The 16,256-nt window shown below is 72.0% G+C and carries 17 protein-coding genes; 7 read left to right on the plus strand and 10 right to left on the minus strand.

Going from position 1 to position 16,256, the window contains the following annotated elements:
- Nucleotides 1-5: 5 nt before the first annotated feature.
- Nucleotides 6-581, minus strand: a complete 576-nt coding sequence (locus ABD844_RS35495) for an NADPH-dependent FMN reductase (RefSeq protein WP_344887785.1) — start codon at nucleotides 579-581, stop codon at nucleotides 6-8.
- A 40-nt stretch (nucleotides 582-621) separates the two neighbouring features.
- Nucleotides 622-1,236 carry a TetR/AcrR family transcriptional regulator gene (locus ABD844_RS35500; RefSeq protein ID WP_344887788.1) on the minus strand — a complete coding sequence of 205 codons (615 nt, stop codon included), beginning with the start codon at nucleotides 1,234-1,236 and terminating at the stop codon, nucleotides 622-624.
- Nucleotides 1,237-1,301: 65 nt separating this feature from the next.
- Between ABD844_RS35500 and ABD844_RS35505 the strand changes: the two genes are divergently transcribed.
- Nucleotides 1,302-2,267, plus strand: a complete 966-nt coding sequence (locus ABD844_RS35505) for an ABC transporter ATP-binding protein (protein WP_344887791.1) — start codon at nucleotides 1,302-1,304, stop codon at nucleotides 2,265-2,267.
- A gap of 1,130 nt (nucleotides 2,268-3,397) precedes the next feature.
- Here the strand turns inward: ABD844_RS35505 and ABD844_RS35510 are convergent.
- The 3 genes from ABD844_RS35510 to ABD844_RS35520 all read right to left on the minus strand — a co-directional run bounded on the left by ABD844_RS35510 (nucleotide 3,398) and on the right by ABD844_RS35520 (nucleotide 7,383).
- A complete protein-coding gene (locus ABD844_RS35510) occupies nucleotides 3,398-5,272 on the minus strand; it encodes a sensor histidine kinase (RefSeq protein ID WP_344887794.1) in 1,875 nt (624 codons plus the stop codon).
- Nucleotides 5,269-6,009, minus strand: coding sequence for a response regulator transcription factor (locus ABD844_RS35515; protein WP_344887797.1), 741 nt, complete (start codon nucleotides 6,007-6,009; stop codon nucleotides 5,269-5,271). Before ABD844_RS35515 ends, ABD844_RS35510 begins: the two co-directional genes overlap by 4 nt.
- A 195-nt stretch (nucleotides 6,010-6,204) precedes the next feature.
- Entirely contained in the window at nucleotides 6,205-7,383 is a 1,179-nt protein-coding gene (locus ABD844_RS35520; protein ID WP_344887800.1) for a trypsin-like serine peptidase, read from the minus strand.
- A 448-nt stretch (nucleotides 7,384-7,831) separates the two neighbouring features.
- Here ABD844_RS35520 and ABD844_RS35525 point away from each other — a divergent pair, with 448 nt between their 5' ends.
- Nucleotides 7,832-8,281, plus strand: coding sequence for a hypothetical protein (locus ABD844_RS35525; protein WP_344887803.1), 450 nt, complete (start codon nucleotides 7,832-7,834; stop codon nucleotides 8,279-8,281).
- Between the two features lie 50 nt (nucleotides 8,282-8,331).
- On the opposite strand, the gene ABD844_RS35530 is transcribed toward ABD844_RS35525, so the two are convergent.
- The gene (locus tag ABD844_RS35530) at nucleotides 8,332-9,114 is read right to left on the minus strand and encodes an SAM-dependent methyltransferase (RefSeq protein ID WP_344887806.1); all 783 of its coding nucleotides are present in this window, start codon (nucleotides 9,112-9,114) and stop codon (nucleotides 8,332-8,334) included.
- A 198-nt stretch (nucleotides 9,115-9,312) separates the two neighbouring features.
- Between ABD844_RS35530 and ABD844_RS35535 the strand changes: the two genes are divergently transcribed.
- Complete coding sequence (locus tag ABD844_RS35535; protein WP_344887809.1) at nucleotides 9,313-10,764, plus strand: PLL family lectin; 1,452 nt, start codon at nucleotides 9,313-9,315, stop codon at nucleotides 10,762-10,764.
- 54 nt (nucleotides 10,765-10,818) lie between these two features.
- Here ABD844_RS35535 and ABD844_RS35540 read toward each other — a convergent pair whose 3' ends face one another.
- A complete protein-coding gene (locus tag ABD844_RS35540; protein WP_344887812.1) occupies nucleotides 10,819-12,153 on the minus strand; it encodes a hypothetical protein in 1,335 nt (444 codons plus the stop codon).
- Between the two features lie 202 nt (nucleotides 12,154-12,355).
- Between ABD844_RS35540 and ABD844_RS35545 the strand changes: the two genes are divergently transcribed.
- From ABD844_RS35545 to ABD844_RS35555, 3 genes are all read left to right on the plus strand, one after another.
- On the plus strand, nucleotides 12,356-13,294 hold the full coding sequence (locus ABD844_RS35545) for a DUF6221 family protein (protein WP_344887815.1): 939 nt from the start codon (nucleotides 12,356-12,358) through the stop codon (nucleotides 13,292-13,294).
- Between the two features lie 126 nt (nucleotides 13,295-13,420).
- Nucleotides 13,421-13,780 (plus strand): hypothetical protein, encoded by a 360-nt coding sequence (locus ABD844_RS35550; RefSeq protein WP_344887818.1) that lies wholly within the window; start codon nucleotides 13,421-13,423, stop codon nucleotides 13,778-13,780.
- A 71-nt stretch (nucleotides 13,781-13,851) separates the two neighbouring features.
- Nucleotides 13,852-14,109, plus strand: a complete 258-nt coding sequence (locus tag ABD844_RS35555) for a hypothetical protein (protein ID WP_344887821.1) — start codon at nucleotides 13,852-13,854, stop codon at nucleotides 14,107-14,109.
- Between the two features lie 28 nt (nucleotides 14,110-14,137).
- Here ABD844_RS35555 and ABD844_RS35560 read toward each other — a convergent pair whose 3' ends face one another.
- Nucleotides 14,138-14,545 carry a DUF2267 domain-containing protein gene (locus tag ABD844_RS35560; RefSeq protein WP_344887824.1) on the minus strand — a complete coding sequence of 136 codons (408 nt, stop codon included), beginning with the start codon at nucleotides 14,543-14,545 and terminating at the stop codon, nucleotides 14,138-14,140.
- A 111-nt stretch (nucleotides 14,546-14,656) separates the two neighbouring features.
- On the minus strand, nucleotides 14,657-15,073 hold the full coding sequence (locus tag ABD844_RS35565; RefSeq protein ID WP_344887827.1) for a VOC family protein: 417 nt from the start codon (nucleotides 15,071-15,073) through the stop codon (nucleotides 14,657-14,659).
- Nucleotides 15,074-15,290: 217 nt separating this feature from the next.
- Between ABD844_RS35565 and ABD844_RS35570 the strand changes: the two genes are divergently transcribed.
- Entirely contained in the window at nucleotides 15,291-15,599 is a 309-nt protein-coding gene (locus ABD844_RS35570) for a chorismate mutase (protein WP_344887830.1), read from the plus strand.
- A gap of 44 nt (nucleotides 15,600-15,643) precedes the next feature.
- On the opposite strand, the gene ABD844_RS35575 is transcribed toward ABD844_RS35570, so the two are convergent.
- A partial coding sequence (locus ABD844_RS35575) for a MauE/DoxX family redox-associated membrane protein (RefSeq protein WP_344887833.1) occupies nucleotides 15,644-16,256 on the minus strand: 613 nt, incomplete at its 5' end.

Here is a 16,256-nt window from a genome sequence, read left to right on the forward strand (position 1 = left end):
TCCTTTCAGGAGACGTAAGGCTGGGTGCGGCGGCCCTCGCGCAGGGCGCGGCCCCACCAGGTGAGCTGGTCGAGCATGGCCGCGACGGCACGCAGGCGGTCGTCGGTGTCACCGGGCCGGCCGTACGCGTCTATGCCGGGGCCCAGCAGGTCGAGTCCTACCCAGTCACGCACGGTGACGGCGTGCAGGGCGCAGAAGACCGTACGGAGGTGCTCGACCGCGTAGTGGCCGGACGAGCCGGAGCCGTAGGCCACGATCCCGACCGGTTTGGCGTGCCATTCGTCGTAGGCGAAGTCGATCGCCTGCTTGAGCGAGGCGGGGAAACTGCGGTTGTACTCCGGCGTGACCACGACGAACGAGTCCGCGGCGCCGACGGCCGTGGCGAAGTCGCGCATGGCCGGTGCGGCCTCCTGCGGGTAGCAGGCCGGGAACGCGTAGTCGGCCAGGTCGAGCACCTCGACGGCGAGTTCGTCGCGGCGCCGGGCGCGCTCGGCGAACCAGCCGCCGACCGTGTCGCACATGCGGCCCACCCGGGTGCTGCCGATGATCACCGTGACGCTGAGCCGGTCGTCGCCCGCCATGGTGTCACCCCCTTTCACCCAGGAGGCGCTAGATGCGCCGCTAGATCGGATCTAGCGGCGGGGCCTGCCGGTCGGGCGGGTGCCCGAAGCCGGCCAGCGCGCGGCGGCAGGCGCGGGCGGCCTCCGCCAGGGTCTCCTCGTCGGGCCTGCCCTCGGACAGCGAGACCGCCGCCGTCGCGCTCACCGCCCCGATCGCGGCCCCCACCATCGCGTACGCCGTCATCCGGTCGATCCCGCAGGCCGCGGAGAGCGCGGCGGCCAGCCGCTCCAGCCGGGCGTTCGACCGGTCGACGGACGCCCGCGGCGACTCGATCGGCAGGTTGACCGCCGCACCGACCAGCCCCGCCGTGAGCCCCAGCTCCCAGCTCTCGGCAAGCATCACCTCGAAGGCCCTGGCCAGCAGCTCGGCGGGCGTCTCGCCCGGCTCGGGGGAGCCGAGCACCGCCACGCCCGCGTCCAGGCGCTCGGCGCTGTTGGTGTGCAGCACGTCGGCCTTGTGCCGGAAGTAGGTGAAGAACGTGCGGGTGGACACCCCGGCCGCCGCCGCGATCTGGTCGACCGTCGTGGCCTCGTACCCCTGCTCGTCGAACAGCCGGCCGGCGATGTCGATGAGCGCCTGTCGCGTCCGCTGCTTCTTCCGCTCCCGCAATGACATGACGACATGATATTGCATCTGATGCATATTTACAGGACTGCAATTTTAGGCGTACCGTGCCAGGCATGCATCCTGTGATCTCGGTGTCCGGTCTCGTCAAGTCGTACGGGCGGGTGCGGGCGCTGGACGGGCTCGACCTGCGGGTGGCCGACGGGGAGATCCACGGCTTCCTCGGCCCCAACGGCGCGGGGAAGACGACCACGTTGCGCGTGCTCCTGGGGCTGCTGCGGGCCGACGCCGGCGAGGTACGGCTGCTGGGCGGGCATCCCTGGCACGACGCCGTACGCCTGCACCGGCGGCTGGCGTACGTCCCCGGCGACGTCACCCTCTGGGACGACCTGACCGGCGGCGAGACCATCGACCTGCTCGGACGGCTGCACGGCCGGCCGGACGAACGCCGCCGCGCCGACCTGATCGACAGGTTCGCGCTGGACCCGGGCAAGAAGGCGCGTGCCTACTCCAAGGGCAACCGGCAGAAGGTCGTCCTGATCGCGGCGCTGGCGACACGGTCGGAGCTGCTCCTGCTGGACGAGCCCACCTCCGGCCTCGACCCGCTCATGGAGGCCGAGTTCCGCCGCTGCCTGGCGGAGCGCCGCGACGAGGGCACCACGATCCTGCTGTCCAGCCACATCCTGGCCGAGGTGGAGGCCCTGTGCGACCGGGTGAGCATCGTCAGGCGGGGGCGCGTCGTCGAGTCGGGCACCCTGGCCGAGCTGCGCCACCTCACCTGGACCTCGATCACCGCCCGGCTGGAACGCCCACTCGAACGTCCTCCGGAGTGGCTCGACGGCGTGCACGACCTGGAGATCTCGCACGGCACCGAGCGCGGCACCGAGCGGGGCGCCGGGCGGGGCACCGAGGTGAGGTTCCGGGTGGACGGTGGGAAGGCGGGCGAGGCGCTGACCCGGCTGGCGGCGTACGGGCTGCGTGACCTGACGGCCCAGCCCGCGACGTTGGAGGAGCTGTTCCTGCGCCACTACCGCCAGGCCGAGGACGGCGGCCCGGCCGAGCCCGAGGCGGTGACGCGGTGACCACCGGTCGTCCTGCCAACGGCGGGAGTGCCGGAGCGGGCTCGTTCGCCGGGACGGGGGTGCTCGTCCGCTTCGTCGCGCGCCGCGACCGCCTCCTGATCGCCGCCTGGATCGCGGTGGCCGTGGCCGTGCCGCTGTTCAACGCCTACTCCCTGGCCGCTTTGCTGCCCACCGAGGCCACCAGGACGGCGTTCGCCGAGATGAGCGCCGCCAACCCGGTCACCACGGCGTTGCTCGGCCCCGTCCACGACACCTCCATCGAGGGCCTGGTCGCCTGGCGGTCAAGTGTGCAGAGCCTGTTCATCACGGGTCTGGCCGGGCTGCTGTTCGCGATCAGACACACCCGCGCCGAGGAGGACGCGGGCCGCGGCGAACTCGTGGCCGCCCGCGCCGTCGGCAGGCGCGCCACCGTCGGCGCCGTCCTGGTCGTGGCCGCCGCCGTCAACCTGGCCGTGGCCGCGCTGCTGGCCGTCGCGCTGCCGCTCGGGTTCGGGTTCCCGTTCGGGGGGAGCCTGCTGTTCGGGCTGACGGCGGCGGTGGGCGGTACGGGGTTCGCCGCCTGCGGGCTCCTCGCCGCGCAGCTCTGCCAGAGCGCGGCGCTCGCGCGCGGCGCCGCCGTGGGCGTCCTGGCGGTGGGGCTCGTGCCCGGGGTCGTGGTGCCCGGTGAGTGGATCGGGCTCCTCCCCGCCGGGTGGTCGCGCCTGGCCCGCGCGTACGGGGCCGAGCGCTGGTGGGCGCCGCTGGTCCCGCTCGCGTTCACGGTCGTGCTCGCCCTGGTCGTGTACGCGCTCGCGGCCCGCCGCGACCTCGGCGCCGGGCTGCTGCCCGACCGGGCGGGCGGCACCGGCCCGGTCAGAGGCAGGCTCGCCGGTACGTCCGCCCTGGTCTGGCGGCTGTACGGGGGGCAGACGGTCGCCTGGACGGTCGCCCTGGGCACGGTCGCCGTCGGCGTCGGCTGGGTGTCGGCCTCGTTCGAGCTGCCCACGGTCACCGGGCAGACGCTGCTGGAGATCTTCACGTACGTCCTGTGCATGGCCGTGGGCTGCCTGACCGCGGCGGGGGCGCTGCGGCCGTACGCAGAGGAGCGCCGGGGCCGGGTGTCGCCGCTGCTGGCCACGCCCACCGGCAGGTCACGCTGGCTGATCGGGCACGTCGCGCTCGCTCTGGCCGGGCCGGTCGCCATGCTGCTGGCCGTCGGTCTGGGCACGGGAGCGGGTGACGCGCTCGCCACCGGCGGCCTCGGCGCGGTGCTCGCCCGAACGGGCACGGTCCTGCTGTTCGCGCCCGCCGCCTGGGTGGTGGCGGGTCTCACGATAGCGGCGTACGGGCTGCGTCCCCGGGCCGCCGTCCCCGTCGCCTGGGTCACGGTGGTGGCGTCGGGGATCTGCGTGGCGTTGTGGGAGGCCGGGACGATCGGCGAGACGGCGTTCCTGTTCACGCCGTTCGGCTACGTCCATCCCATGGTTTCCGCCGGGTGGGCGGTCCCGGCCGCGTTCGCCGTGGTCGCCGCCGGGCTCGTGGCCGTCGGCGGCGGCGCGTTCGCCCGGCGGGACCTGTTCGCGTGAGGCGGGCAGGACCAGCGTGAACACCGTGTTCCCTGGAACGCTGCGCACCTCCACCCACCCGTCGTGCGCCGCCGCGACCGCCGACACGATGGCCAGCCCCAGACCGCTGCTCCCGGCCAGCCGGGAGCGGGACCCGTCGCCCCGCGCGAACCGGCCGAACACGTGCGGCAGCACCTTCGGCGCGATGCCCGGCCCGTCGTCGGCGACCTGCACGGCGACCCGGCCGGGGGCGAGCAGCACCGTCGTGGTGACCGTCGTGCCGGGCGGGGTGTGCGTACGGGCGTTGGCCAGCAGGTTCGTCACGACCTGGTGCAACCGGTCGTGGTCGCCGACGACCAGGGCGGGCTGGTCGGGCAGGCTGACCAGCCAGCGGTGCCGGGGCGCGGCTGCGTACGCGTCGCTGATCGCGTTCACCACGATCGGCGACAGGTCCAGCTCCACCCGTTCGAGCGGGCGGCCCGCGTCCAGCCTGGCCAGCAGCAGCAGGTCCTCGACCAGCGTGGTCATCCGGCCCGCCTCGGAACGGATGCGGCCGAGCGCGTGCGCCGTCTGCGGGCCGCGCGGCTCACCGGTCCGCTCGGTCAGCTCGGCGTAACCGGCGATCGAGGCCAGCGGGGTACGCAACTCGTGGCTGGCGTCCGCGATGAACTGGCGCAGCCGGGTCTCGCTCTCGTGTCGCACGGCGAAGGCGGTCTCGACGTGGCCGAGCATGCGGTTCAGCGCGCCGCCGACCTGGCCGACCTCGGTACGCGGGTCGGTGTCCACCTCGGGCACCCGGGCCAGGCGCACGGCGTCACCGGTGGCCAGCGGCAGCTCCGAGACGCGGGCGGCGGTGGCGGCGAGCCTGCCGAGCGGGCGTACGGCACGGCGGACGAACAGGGTGGACGCGCCGGCGGTCAACGCCACCCCGGCGAGCGTCACCGCGGCCTCCACCATCACGAGCCTGGTCAGCGTGGACCGCACGTCGGAGAGCGGCAGCCCGGCCACGAGCACGTCGCCGTCACGGGTACGCGTGCCGACCATCCGATAGTCGCCCATCGGACCCAGGCTGACCGTGACGGGCCTGCCGTCCACGCGGGCCACGGCGGGCGGGACGTTCACGTCGCGTACGGTGCCGACGCCGGTCAGCACGGCGGCGCGGAGCACGACCCCCTCCCGCACCCGTGCCCCGAACGTGTCCACCGCCTGCCCCGGCGACAGCAGGAACGCCACCTCCCTGACCTCGGGCGGCGGCTGGCCCGCCGCGCCCAGGGAACGGCGGGCCGCGGCCGCGACCTGGAGATCGAGCCGGTCCATGAGGACGTCGTCGAACAGCAGCGTCGTCGCGGTGGCGATGGCGGCGGAGACGACGGCGAGCAGCGCGATGGCGGAGACCACGAGCTTGGCCTCCAGCGACATCGCCGGGCGGCGGATCCACCCGGGCCGTCGCCCGGGCTTCATCCGGCGGGGCGCAGGGTGTATCCGACGCCGCGCACGGTGTGGATCATCGGCTTGCGCTGCGCGTCGATCTTGCGTCGCAGGTACGAGATGTACAACTCGACCACGTTGCTCTGCCCGCCGAAGTCGTAGGCCCACACCCGGTCGAGGATCTGCGACTTGCTGAGCACCCGGCCCGGGTTGTGCATGAGGAAGCGCAGCAGCTCGAACTCGGTCGGGGTGAGCCTGATCTCCTTGCCGTCGCGCCGTACCTCGTGGGTCTCCTGGTCGAGCTCAAGGTCGCCCACGACGAGCCCGGCGTCGGGCCGCGCCTGCGCCGCGCCCGATCGGCGCAGCAGGCCGCGCAGCCGGATGACGACCTCCTCCAGGCTGAACGGCTTGGTGACGTAGTCGTCGGCCCCCGCCCGCAGCCCGATGAGGCGGTCCTGCACCGAGTCCTTCGCGGTCAGGAACAGGACCGGCACGCCCGGCAGCACCGCCCGGAGCCGGGGGAGCAGCTCGATGCCGTCCATGTCGGGCAACATGACGTCCAGGACGATCGCGTCGGGCCGGAACCCGCGCGCGGCGCGGATGGCCTCGCTGCCGTTGTGGGCGCAGCGGACGTCCCAGGACTCCTGGCGCATGACCATGGACAGCAGTTCGGTCAGCGACGCCTCGTCGTCGACGACGAGGATGTTGATCGAGCTGCCGTCCGCGCGGCGCACGGGCTCGGACGGGTGGTTCTGACGAGTCGTGTGCATAGTCGTGACGATGGCCTCCGCGCATGAGTGTTTGATGAAGGGCCGCTTATGAAACGCCTGTGAGTCCGGCCCCTGATCAGCGGAAGGACCCGGCACGCGGCCGGGCCCCTCCTAACCCTTTAAGGCGCTGTCCGAGCTACCCAGAACCCACCTCCCCTTCTCTGCGGGACGTTCTCCCTGAACGCCCGGCGGTGGTCAGAACAGCTTTCCTGACCAGACCTTGGCGGCTTCGGCGTAGACGCTGTGGGTCTCGCCGTCGAAGTACGGGGAGCTGACGTAGTCGACCCGGTTGTTCTCGTCCTGGTCGTAGAAGCTGCTGGTCACACCGTTGAGGTAGCCGGTCCGCTTGGAGTTGTTGTAGTTCAGCAGCCAGGGGCCGCCGTCCGCGCCGGCGGTCATGGCGCACTTGAGGCCCACGTGCTCCTCGATCTTCTTCGCGGCCGAGCCCACGGTCTTGTCCGTGGTCGTGCCGTAGCACCACTTCGGCGTGACACCCGTGTACGGCTTGTTCCCGTCGGGGTGCGCGGCCTGCGGGTAGCCGAAGACGTAGTGCGCCTTCTTGAGCGGCTGGTTCCAGGCGATGCCCTGGCCACCGACGTTGTCGCCCAGGCGACCGGCGTCCGAGACCTGGACCACGTGGTAGGTGTTCGAGGCGCTGTCGTGGTAGCTCAGCTCGCCCTTGGTGGTGTCGGTGGCGGCCTTGGCCTTGTCGGCGGCGTACTCGGACTCGGTGACGGTCGAGTCCTTGACCGTCACGCCGTTGTAGACCGAGACGAACGCGTAGTCGCGGTCGTAGTCCTCGTAGACGCTGTAGTCGTAGTGCACGAACGCCTGCTTGCCGACGTACACGCCGTACGGGGCCTTGCCCTGGTAGTAGCCGGGCACGAAGACCCAGTTGTCCACGAGTTGCTCGTCGTTGGAGGTGTCGTACACGCAGTGGCCGGCGGTGGCGACCAGGTTGCGGTAGTTCGACTGGATGGAGGAGGCCGAGCACCAGCGCTTCTCGCCGTCCTGGTCGACGAAGAAGACCTTGCCGATGGTCTTCGGCAGGTTGACGTTCTTCGACGTGGAGGTGGACGTGGTGGTGCCGGTCGGGGCCACCGAGCCCGCCTTGGTGTCGGTGGAGGCGGTGCCGGTGGACTTGAGCTGGTCGACGTCGGTGGTGTCCTCCTCGAGGTAGGTGGCGGCCTTCAGTGCCGCGCCGTTGTTCTGCAGCCAGAACGCGGCGATCCCCTTGGCGGTCGTGGCGCTGACGCTCTCAGATGGCTTCACCTGCGAGGTCTGCGCCTGGGCGGATCCGGCGAGCGAGGCGCCGAGCAGTGCCGCGGCGGCCAGGCCACCGCCGAGGGGAGTGAGGGTGCGCTTGATCTTCAAGGGATTGCTCCTTGTTCGTCGCGGGAACGCGCGAGGCGTTCGGTGCGTCTATGGGGCAGGAACGTATCCCTCTTGACTGGGGCTTTATGTTCTCTTTGTCCGGATTTATCTGGCGCACAGCTCGTCGTGATCACGCCGTGATCTCATGCGGCGGACCGGCTCGTACGCGTCCGGCGAGGCGGGCGCGGCACCCGGGAGCGAATCCGGGAGAACGCCGAACGTCGCATAAGAGAAGTTATGTGTCCCAGATCACCGGCCCGGACCGTGAACCCCAGATCAGGCGGCCCGCCTCCGCTTACCGAACTCACAGGCCCGTGATAGGTCTTTCTCACGTTCGGTCGGCAGTGTGCTGGGTGTGGACGACCTTCGGGGCCGGATTCATGGGGGATTCGGCCGGGTTCGTCCAGGATGGGATTGACGACCAGTGCGTTTCGCCAAGCTTTTCACCGTGACCGTCGCCAGTGCGGCCCTCGTCGCCCTGCCTTTCGCCGGGTCCGCCCTCGCCGACGCCCCCCGCGTGCCGCAGACCGTCACCGCCGCCGCCGTCACCACCACCAACACTGCCGCCGCGAAGGCTCCGGCGCACTCGTCGTCGGCCAAGCGCAAGGAGGCCAAGTCGCGCCAGGCGGCCTCACTGAAGGTGACGGTCGACCCGGGCCGCGTGAGCGCGGGCTCGTCGTACGACGTGGAGATCGTCGCCAAGGGTCTCTCCTCCGGCACCGCCACGGTCACCAGCCCCGAGGGCAAGACCTACCGCGTCGCGCTCTCGGACGGCCAGGCCACCAAGACCCTGAGCGTGCCGTCGAAGACCAAGACCGGGAGCAAGACGGTGAGCGTCAAGGTCGGCAACAAGGTCGCCACCGCCTCGTTCACGGTCACCGCGCCGCGCCGCAAGTAGAGCCCGCTCCCGGGGGTCTCGGGGGCGACCGGGGGGCCGGAGGACGCGGGTCAGGGCTTGCGGCCGACGCCCGCGTAGTACACGGCCTCCCGGTCGGCGTACAGGGTCTCGGGTACGGGGCGCCAGCGCGGCAGGGCGACCACCCCGGGCTCCAGCAGTTCGAGACCGTCGAAGAAGCCCGTCACCTCGTCGAGCGTGCGCAGGGTCATGGGGGTGCCGCCGCTCTCGTTCCAGTGCCGTACGCCCTCCTCCAACTGCCTGCCCACGAGCCCGTGGGAGATGGCCAGATGGCTGCCGGGGGCCATCGGGGACAGCAGGCGGCCGATGATCGAGCGGGCCGTCTCGGTGTCGGGGACGAAGTCGACGACGCCGAGGAGGGTCAGGCCGATCGGCCGGTCGAAGTCGAGTATTTCGGCGGCGGCGGACAGGATCGCGTCGGGGTCGCGGAGGTCGGCGTCCACGAAGGAGGTCGTGCCCCCCGGTGTGCCGCGCAGCAGGGCGCGGGCGTGGGCCAGGACCATGGGGTCGTTGTCGACGTAGACGACCCGGCAGGTGGGGTCCACCGACTGGGCCACCTGGTGGGTGTTGTCGGCGGTGGGGATGCCGGTGCCGATGTCCAGGAACTGGCGGATCCCCGCCTTCCCGGCCATGTGGCGGACGGCGCGGCCGAGGAACTCCCTGTTCGTGCGAGCCAGCACCGGTAACTCGGGCACGGCGGCGAGGATCTGCGCGCTGACGACGCGGTCGATCTCGTAGTTGTCCTTGCCGCCGAGCCAGAGGTCGTAGATGCGGGCCGGGCTGGGGACGTCGGTGTCGAGGGGGCGGTCGGTCATCGGTGGCGCCTTCCCGGGAGATCGTGGGGGGTATGCGGAGAGCGTACTGGTGAAGATCGGCCCGTACGCGGCGTCCGGTGGCGTACAAACGGGGGCGGCCCGGCTTTACCGTGAGCAATACCGCCCTAGAGTAATCGAATCACTACTCCTGGTTACGATGGCGAAGTTGGCGTAGCTATCGCTCCAAGGGGGCTGGAAATGAGTGATGAGACCCGGGCCGACAAAACGAGGCTCGACACAGTGGACGACACGGTTGACGACACAGCGGATGACACAGCGGACGACGCTGTGGGGGAGTCGGTGCTCGGTGGTGAGGCGGCGCTGCTGCACGCCCAGGACGACCCCGTGGCCTCGGCCGCCGTCGACGCGGCCGTCGAGACCGAGCTGCTGGAGGACGCCCCTGCTCGCGAGGCGGTCGAGGCCAGGCGGGAGAGCGAGCGGCAGATCGCCGGGCTCGCCGCCGAGGCCCAGGAGCGGGTGCGGCGCCTCCAGCACGAGCTGCGTACGATGGGCGCCGACGTCTGGCCGGTGGCCCGGTGGTGGGGCTACGAGGTGCACCTCAACGAGTCGGCCGCGTTGCTGGCCGCCGAGATCCCGCAGCTCGTCGGGGAGATCGCGGGCACGGTGCTGGGGTCCTGGCCGGCCCCGGTCGTCGAGCGCTCGGTGCGCGCCAAGGCGGGCTGGATCGCCTCGACCGCCCGTCCGTACGGGGTGAAGCTGGTCTCGCCGTGGAGCGCGCCCGGGATGCTCGTACCGGCCAGGCAGGACGGCCGGCGTACGGGTGGCGCGAGCCTGCAGTGGGCCGTGCACGAGCCGGGCGACGGCTGGAGCAGGGAGCAGCGGTTCGTCGGCCACTTCGCCGTGTCGAAGCCCGCCCTGGCCGTGTTCCAGGACCGCCTCTTCCTGGCCCACCGGGGCGACACGGGCGACGCGAGCCTGTGGTGGACGGCCTACGACGCCGAGGAGGGCTGGAGCGAGGACCGCCGGTTCCCGCAGCACTTCAGCGACGCGGGGCCGGCGCTGGCGGCGTACGACGGGCGGCTCTACTGCGTGCACCGTGGCGCGGACGGCGACGCGTCCCTGTGGTGGGCCCGCTGGGACGGCTCGGCCTGGACCGCCGACGAGCGGCTGCCGCAGCACTTCAGCGCGGCGGCTCCGGCGCTGGCGGCGTACGACGGGCAGCTCCACTGCGTGCACCGTGGCGCGGGCGACGACTCGTCCCTGTGGTGGACGCACTGGGACGGCGCCAAGTGGAGCCCCGACCAGCGGCTGCCCGGCCACGCCAGCCGGTCGAACCCGGCGCTGGCCGTCTACCGGGGCCACCTCTACTGCGTGCACCGCGGCGCGGGCGACGACACCGCGCTGTGGTGGACCCGCTGGGACGGCGCGAAGTGGAGCCCCGACCAGCGGCTGCCCGCCCACCACGCCGCCGAGGGCCCGGCCCTGACCGTCTACCAGGACCGCCTCTACTGCGTGCACCGCGACGCCGACGGCCAGGGCCTGTGGTCGTCCAGCTTCAACGGCTCCGGCTGGACCACCGACCAGCGGCTGCCCGAGCATTACAGTGCCGAGGGGCCGGCCGTCATCGCCTACCGCGACCGGAACGCCACCCGCGACCAGCTCCTGTGCGTGCACCGGAGCGCCCGCTGACACGACGGGTGCCGGCTCGCCACGCGACGAGCCGGCACCCGCTTCCCCGGCCGGTCACCAACCGGCGAGCTGCTCCAGGAACCACTCGATCAGCGGCCCGGACACGCTGCTGTGCTCCGTGTCGACGGCGTCACAGCAGAAGGCGTCCAGGAACGTCTCGTCCTTCGGCAGGCCACTGAGGTCCTGGTACAGGTCCGCCTGCCACTCGAACGGGTCTCTGGCCAGGGCGATCGCGCTGACCGAGGGCACGAAGCAACTGCTCCTGAACCGGTCCTGGATCGGCAGCCCCACCGCGTCGGCCAGGCGGCCCCACGAGTCGAGCGTGCCGCCGGGCGCCCCGTCGAACGCCGCCACGTGCGAGGTGGCGCTCGTCCACACCGGGGCGCCGATGCTGATGGCGCCGACGTTCTGCAGCTCGCCCAGGTCGGGCTGGATCCGGGCGGTGAGCTGCAGCGCCTCGTGCCGCAGGTCGATGACCGGCGTGCCGGGCGGCAGGTCGGGCCCGATGCCGTTGCCGGTCCCGTTGGCCAGACCCAGCTTGTACGGCCGCATCGGGAACCAGCCCACCCTGCGCAGGTCCTCCAGGAACTCCTGGCGCAGCGGGCTCGAACTCGTCACCGGACCCGAGTAGTCGGCGTCGTCGACCCAGCCCCACAGGAGCTGCTGCGCGGCCGGGCTGCGGATCAGCTCGGCCTGCCCCGGCCCGTCGGAACGCGGGGCCAGCGCCTCGTGCAGGTAGGCGAGCTGCTGGAGCGCCAGCGGGATCCAGGCGCCCAGGTGCGGGCTGTCGTACGAGAAGTACTTGTCGGTCTGGTGGTCGATGCGCTCGCTCTCCATGAGGGCCAGGGCGTACCTGGTGACGATGCCGCCCATGCTGACCCCGCCGACGACGAGCTGGTCGTCGCCCCTGCGCTCCGCGATCGCGTGCTGGACGCAGGTGACCGCCACGGCCGCGTTGGCCTGGATGGCGGCGTGCCGCTGGTCGAAGCCCAGCAGTACGACGTCGATGCCCATCCCCCTGAGCTGGTCGAGGAAGCCGGGCACGCCCTTGTGGTACGGCTGGTTAAAGTGCCGCCACAGCGCGTCCAGATCGCTCGGCCCGTGGTTGAAGCCGTCGGCCAGGATCAGCGGCCTGGTCAGCGTGTCATGGCCGTCGGCCAGGTGCACGGCCGCCCGGCCGGTGGCGGTGTAGCCCTGGTGCGGCCGATCGCCCACCAGGTCCCAGACCAGCTCGGGCCTGCGGGCCTGGCCCGAGCGCTCCGGCGGTGCGGCGAACCACACACCCTGCTGGCCGAGCGCCTCGGCGATGTGCTCGACCTGTTCGGCGGTCAGGCTGTTCTCGATTCCTCGGGCCCTGGTCTCGACGTCGATTCTCGGTTCCTGCGGCATGCTCGCTCCTCTCGCTAGCTGCGGGGCCAACTGGGGCCTCTGACCTCACCTTACGTTCACTGTCAGTGACCGTCCGGCTGCAACACGTGATGGCGAGGAGTGGTGTTTCCGCAGGTCAGACGTGGGGTCGGGGACGTGACAGCCGACGGACACGGGGCAGAGGGGCACCGACGGACGACATCGAGCGAGTCGGGGGAAGACCATGGCCGGCACCGGAACGCAGGCGTTCTGGATCGACGCCGCACACGGGGGCACCCAGGAGCGCTACGGCGAGCAGTTGCGCAGGTGGCGGCATGCGTTCGCGGCCTCGGAGGGGGAGCCGGCCGTGGCGGGAGTCACGCTGGACCCGCGGCACTTCGCGCTGGCCGCCTGGGAGGTGGCCACCCGCCCGGTGGCCGACTCGCCCTACGTACGCCGTCACCCCCGCGTGCTGGACGCCACCTGCCACCGGCCGGAGCAGGCGCCGGGCCTGATGGCGGTGGTCGAGCTGGCCACGCCCGCGCCGGTGAAGCTGCCGGAAGGGTGGGCGGGCTGGCAGCGCCAGGACGGGGGCGACGGGACGTACACCGCGCCGCCGTACGAACGGCCGACCGCGCTGTCCACGCTGGAACTGCGGGTGCCTCTCGGCGTCGAGCGCCTGCCCACGCCGACGCACGCGCGGGCGAGCGGGCTGCCCAACCTCGACGACGCGCAGGCCGCGCTCGAAACGCTGGTGGCGGAGCTGAACGCCGTGGTCACCCCGTTCCTGCGGGAGCTGGACGGAGTGCGTACGGAGAGCCCGATGCCGGAGTGGCTGCGTACGCAGATCGAGGCGGACAAGGCCACCGCCGAGACGGCCGGGGGCCGCGCCTGGCGATACGTCCCCGCAGGTGACGGCAACCGGCTGGAGATCGACGGGGAGCGCGGGGTCGAGGCGATCGGCTTCCACCACGACGACGTGCTGCAGCCGGTCGAGGCCATCCACATCGCCCTGCACGACCCCGCCGACGTCGTCGCGCGCTGCCAGGCCGAGTTGGCGCTGCTGGCCGAGCACGGGCGCGACTGCCAGGAGTGCTCGTCCGGCTCACCCTGTACGACGGTGCGGCGGCTGGCGACCGGCTACCACCTGCGCCCCGGCTGGCGGGACGAGTGGGCCGGATGACCGGCGCGACACCCCGACCAACGAACCGGCGACCTGAACGGCGACCTGAACGACGAGGCGAACGGCGACCTGAACGGCGACCTGAACGACAAGGCCAACGACGAGGTGAATGACGAGGTGGGTGCGATGGACAGGCGACCTGACGACCCCGGCGACCCCGACGACGAGTTCTTCGCCCCGGTGCTGCGCGAGCCACCCCCTCGGGACGACGGCGACGTGAGCGACACCGGCGTGCCGCACGTCCACGGCGCCGGTCACGGGCAGTGGCCGCAGTCGCCGCCGCCCTCGAACCGGCTGGGCCTGCGCCTGCTGGCCGCCGCCCTGCTGCTGCTCGCCGGGGTGGTGCTGGCCGTGCTGGCGGTGCTGGTCGGCCTGCCGCCGCTGGCCATCCCGCCCGCCCTGCTGGCCGTGGCCGCCGCCGTCTACCTGGTGGCCTTCGGCGTACGGCGGTCCCGCTCGGACGGTGGCCCGCCGACGTTCGGCTGAGGTTTCACGTCGGGTGACAGGGTAAGCGCCCTGCTGGAGCCCATGTCAGCCCATCATTGGAGGAGTCGCCCATGTCCGCGATGTCGTTGATAGACAGGGAATGCGTCCGCCAGTTGCTGAACTCCCGGGCCCCGGACGCCACGCTCGTGTTCGTCAGGGGCGACTGCGTCGTGCTGCCCGCCTCCGAGGTGGACGAGGCGCACAAGGGCCTGGTCATCGCCCGGCGTGACGAGTTGCTGGCCCAGCTCCCCGACGCCGCCCCGACGGACCAGACGCTCGACGCGCTGGCCCACCGGCTGGACAACATCGTCCGGGACCTGGGCGCCTGAATCTCGGCCCGAGTCTCGACGCTGGATCTCAGAGGTGTCCCCGGCTGCCCGCGGTCACGAACGGGCGCAGGTCCTGGGGCAGGCTGTCGCAGACCTTCTCCATGACGTGGCCCTGCGTCGCCTCGCCGGTGACCTCCAGCACCACCCGCGCCAGGTACGTGGCCTGCGGTTTGCCGACCCCGGCCCGTCTGGCGACCCGCTGGACGAACTCCTCACGTCCGAAGTGCTCCCCGCTGCCCAGGCCGCCCATGACCTCGGTGCGCCGGAGGTTCTCCGCGATCTCGTGCGGCAACTGGGCGGCGACGTGCTCGGCGAGCCCTTCGGGAATGCGCTCGCCGAGCGTCTCCAGCGTCGCCCGGCACGCCCGCTCTGCCTGCTCACGGCCTCGGAGGTGCGCGCGTGCCTGTACCTTCGCAATGAATTCATCGTGGTTCACGATTCCTCCAGGGGTCCTTCGCGCGGCTCTGGCCCTCGCGGCCCCGCTACCCGGGCCCGCTGTGCGGAAACGGCCGAGCGTTGCGCCGCCCGCCGCCGCTGACGCGCCGGCTCATGGAGTGCGGTCGGCGGCCGGAGCCGGGTCCGAGACGACCCACCAGAGCGTGCCGAACGGATCGACCCATCCGCACATCTCCGTCCCGTCGCCCTGCGGGGTCACCTCCATGACAGGGGTGGCGCCCCGGGCGACGGCGGCGGCGTACGCGGCGGCGGGGTCCGGCAGCGTGACGTGCATCTGGACGTGCGAAGGGTCCTCGCCCGGCCGGTACGGCGGCAGGCACTGCCCACCGTCGATCCCGGCGTCGGCGAAGTAGAGCGTGCTGCGGCCGATCCGCACCTGCCCGTGCACGACCCGCTCGGCGTCGCCTTCGAGCGGCATGACGTTCTCCGCCTGGGCGCCGAAGACGTGTGAGGCGAAGTCGACGAACTGCTTGGCACTGTGAACCATGAGGTACGGCGTCACCAGCATGCTGGCCTCCCAGTCTGATCAAATTTGACTACCGCTCAATCAGAGTAGTCTCGCCCCAGCCGATTGGTCAAACTTGATTAGTGAAGTCCTTGGGTGTGGCGGGGTGTGCCTTCGCGGGTCTGATGGCGGCGGGCCGAACTGGGTAAAATTTCCCCTTCTGGGTGTGAAAGGGGATGTTTGCATGGAGAAAGCGGTAGAAGATCAGACTGATCAGGAAATGTTCGTACACAGTGAGCTGCAACGCCTCCGTGACAGCATCGACAATCTCGACGCCGCGCTCGTCCACCTCCTGGCGGAGCGGTTCAAGTGCACCAAAGAGGTCGGCCGGCTGAAGGCCGAGCACGAGCTTCCCCCCGCGGATCCGGAGCGGGAGGCGGCGCAGATCCGCCGCCTGCGCGCCCTGGCCGAGGAGTCCAAGCTCGACCCCGTCTTCGCCGAACGGTTCCTGAACTTCGTCATCGCCGAGGTCGTCCGGCACCACGAGCTGATCGCCAGCAGCCGGGCGGCGGCCCGCGCCACCATGTGACCCGGCCGAGGACGGCGAGCACCCCCCGGTACGGGGTGCGTTCCCTAGGCGTCCACCAGAGCCACCCGGACGGCTTCCGGGTCGTCGCCGGTCAGGGGCACGGCGAAGATCGCCGTGCGCCCGCTGGCCCCGTAGACGACGAACCGCAGGCCCTCCTCGTCCCACGTCTCCTGGACGTCGGAGGTGAGCTGGTCGGAGGCCGAGCAGAACGCGGGGCTGCGGCGGAGCAGGTGCAGGGAGGTCTCCAGCGGGACCCGCGCGGACGGCGGGGCGGCCAGCGGGCGGCGCACGCGTACGAGGTGGGCGCGCAGCGGCGTGAGCCAGTGGCGGTCCAACTCCGACGAGAGCGCCATCAGCAGCACCGCTTCCACCACGACCACGGCGGGAACGGGCGCCGCCGCCGCCGACGACGCCAGCAGAGCCACGACGGAGGCCACCAGCAGGAAGGCCGCGCGGGCGAAGGCGCGTACGTCCACGGGCTGGGAGTGGGTGCCGAGGCAGCCGCACGACGTGGTGGGCGCGGCGACGGAGGCGTAGGCGAGATAGCCGAGGAAACCGGCCGACAGCAGCGCCGCGGCGGCCCCGTCCAGCGGATGGAGCGGGGGCGCCAGCAGCGCGGCGGCCACCGCCACCTCGGCCAGCCCGACGAGCCGCAGC

The organism is Nonomuraea antimicrobica (assembly GCF_039536965.1).
GTDB classification, from domain to species: Bacteria; Actinomycetota; Actinomycetes; order Streptosporangiales; family Streptosporangiaceae; genus Nonomuraea; species Nonomuraea antimicrobica.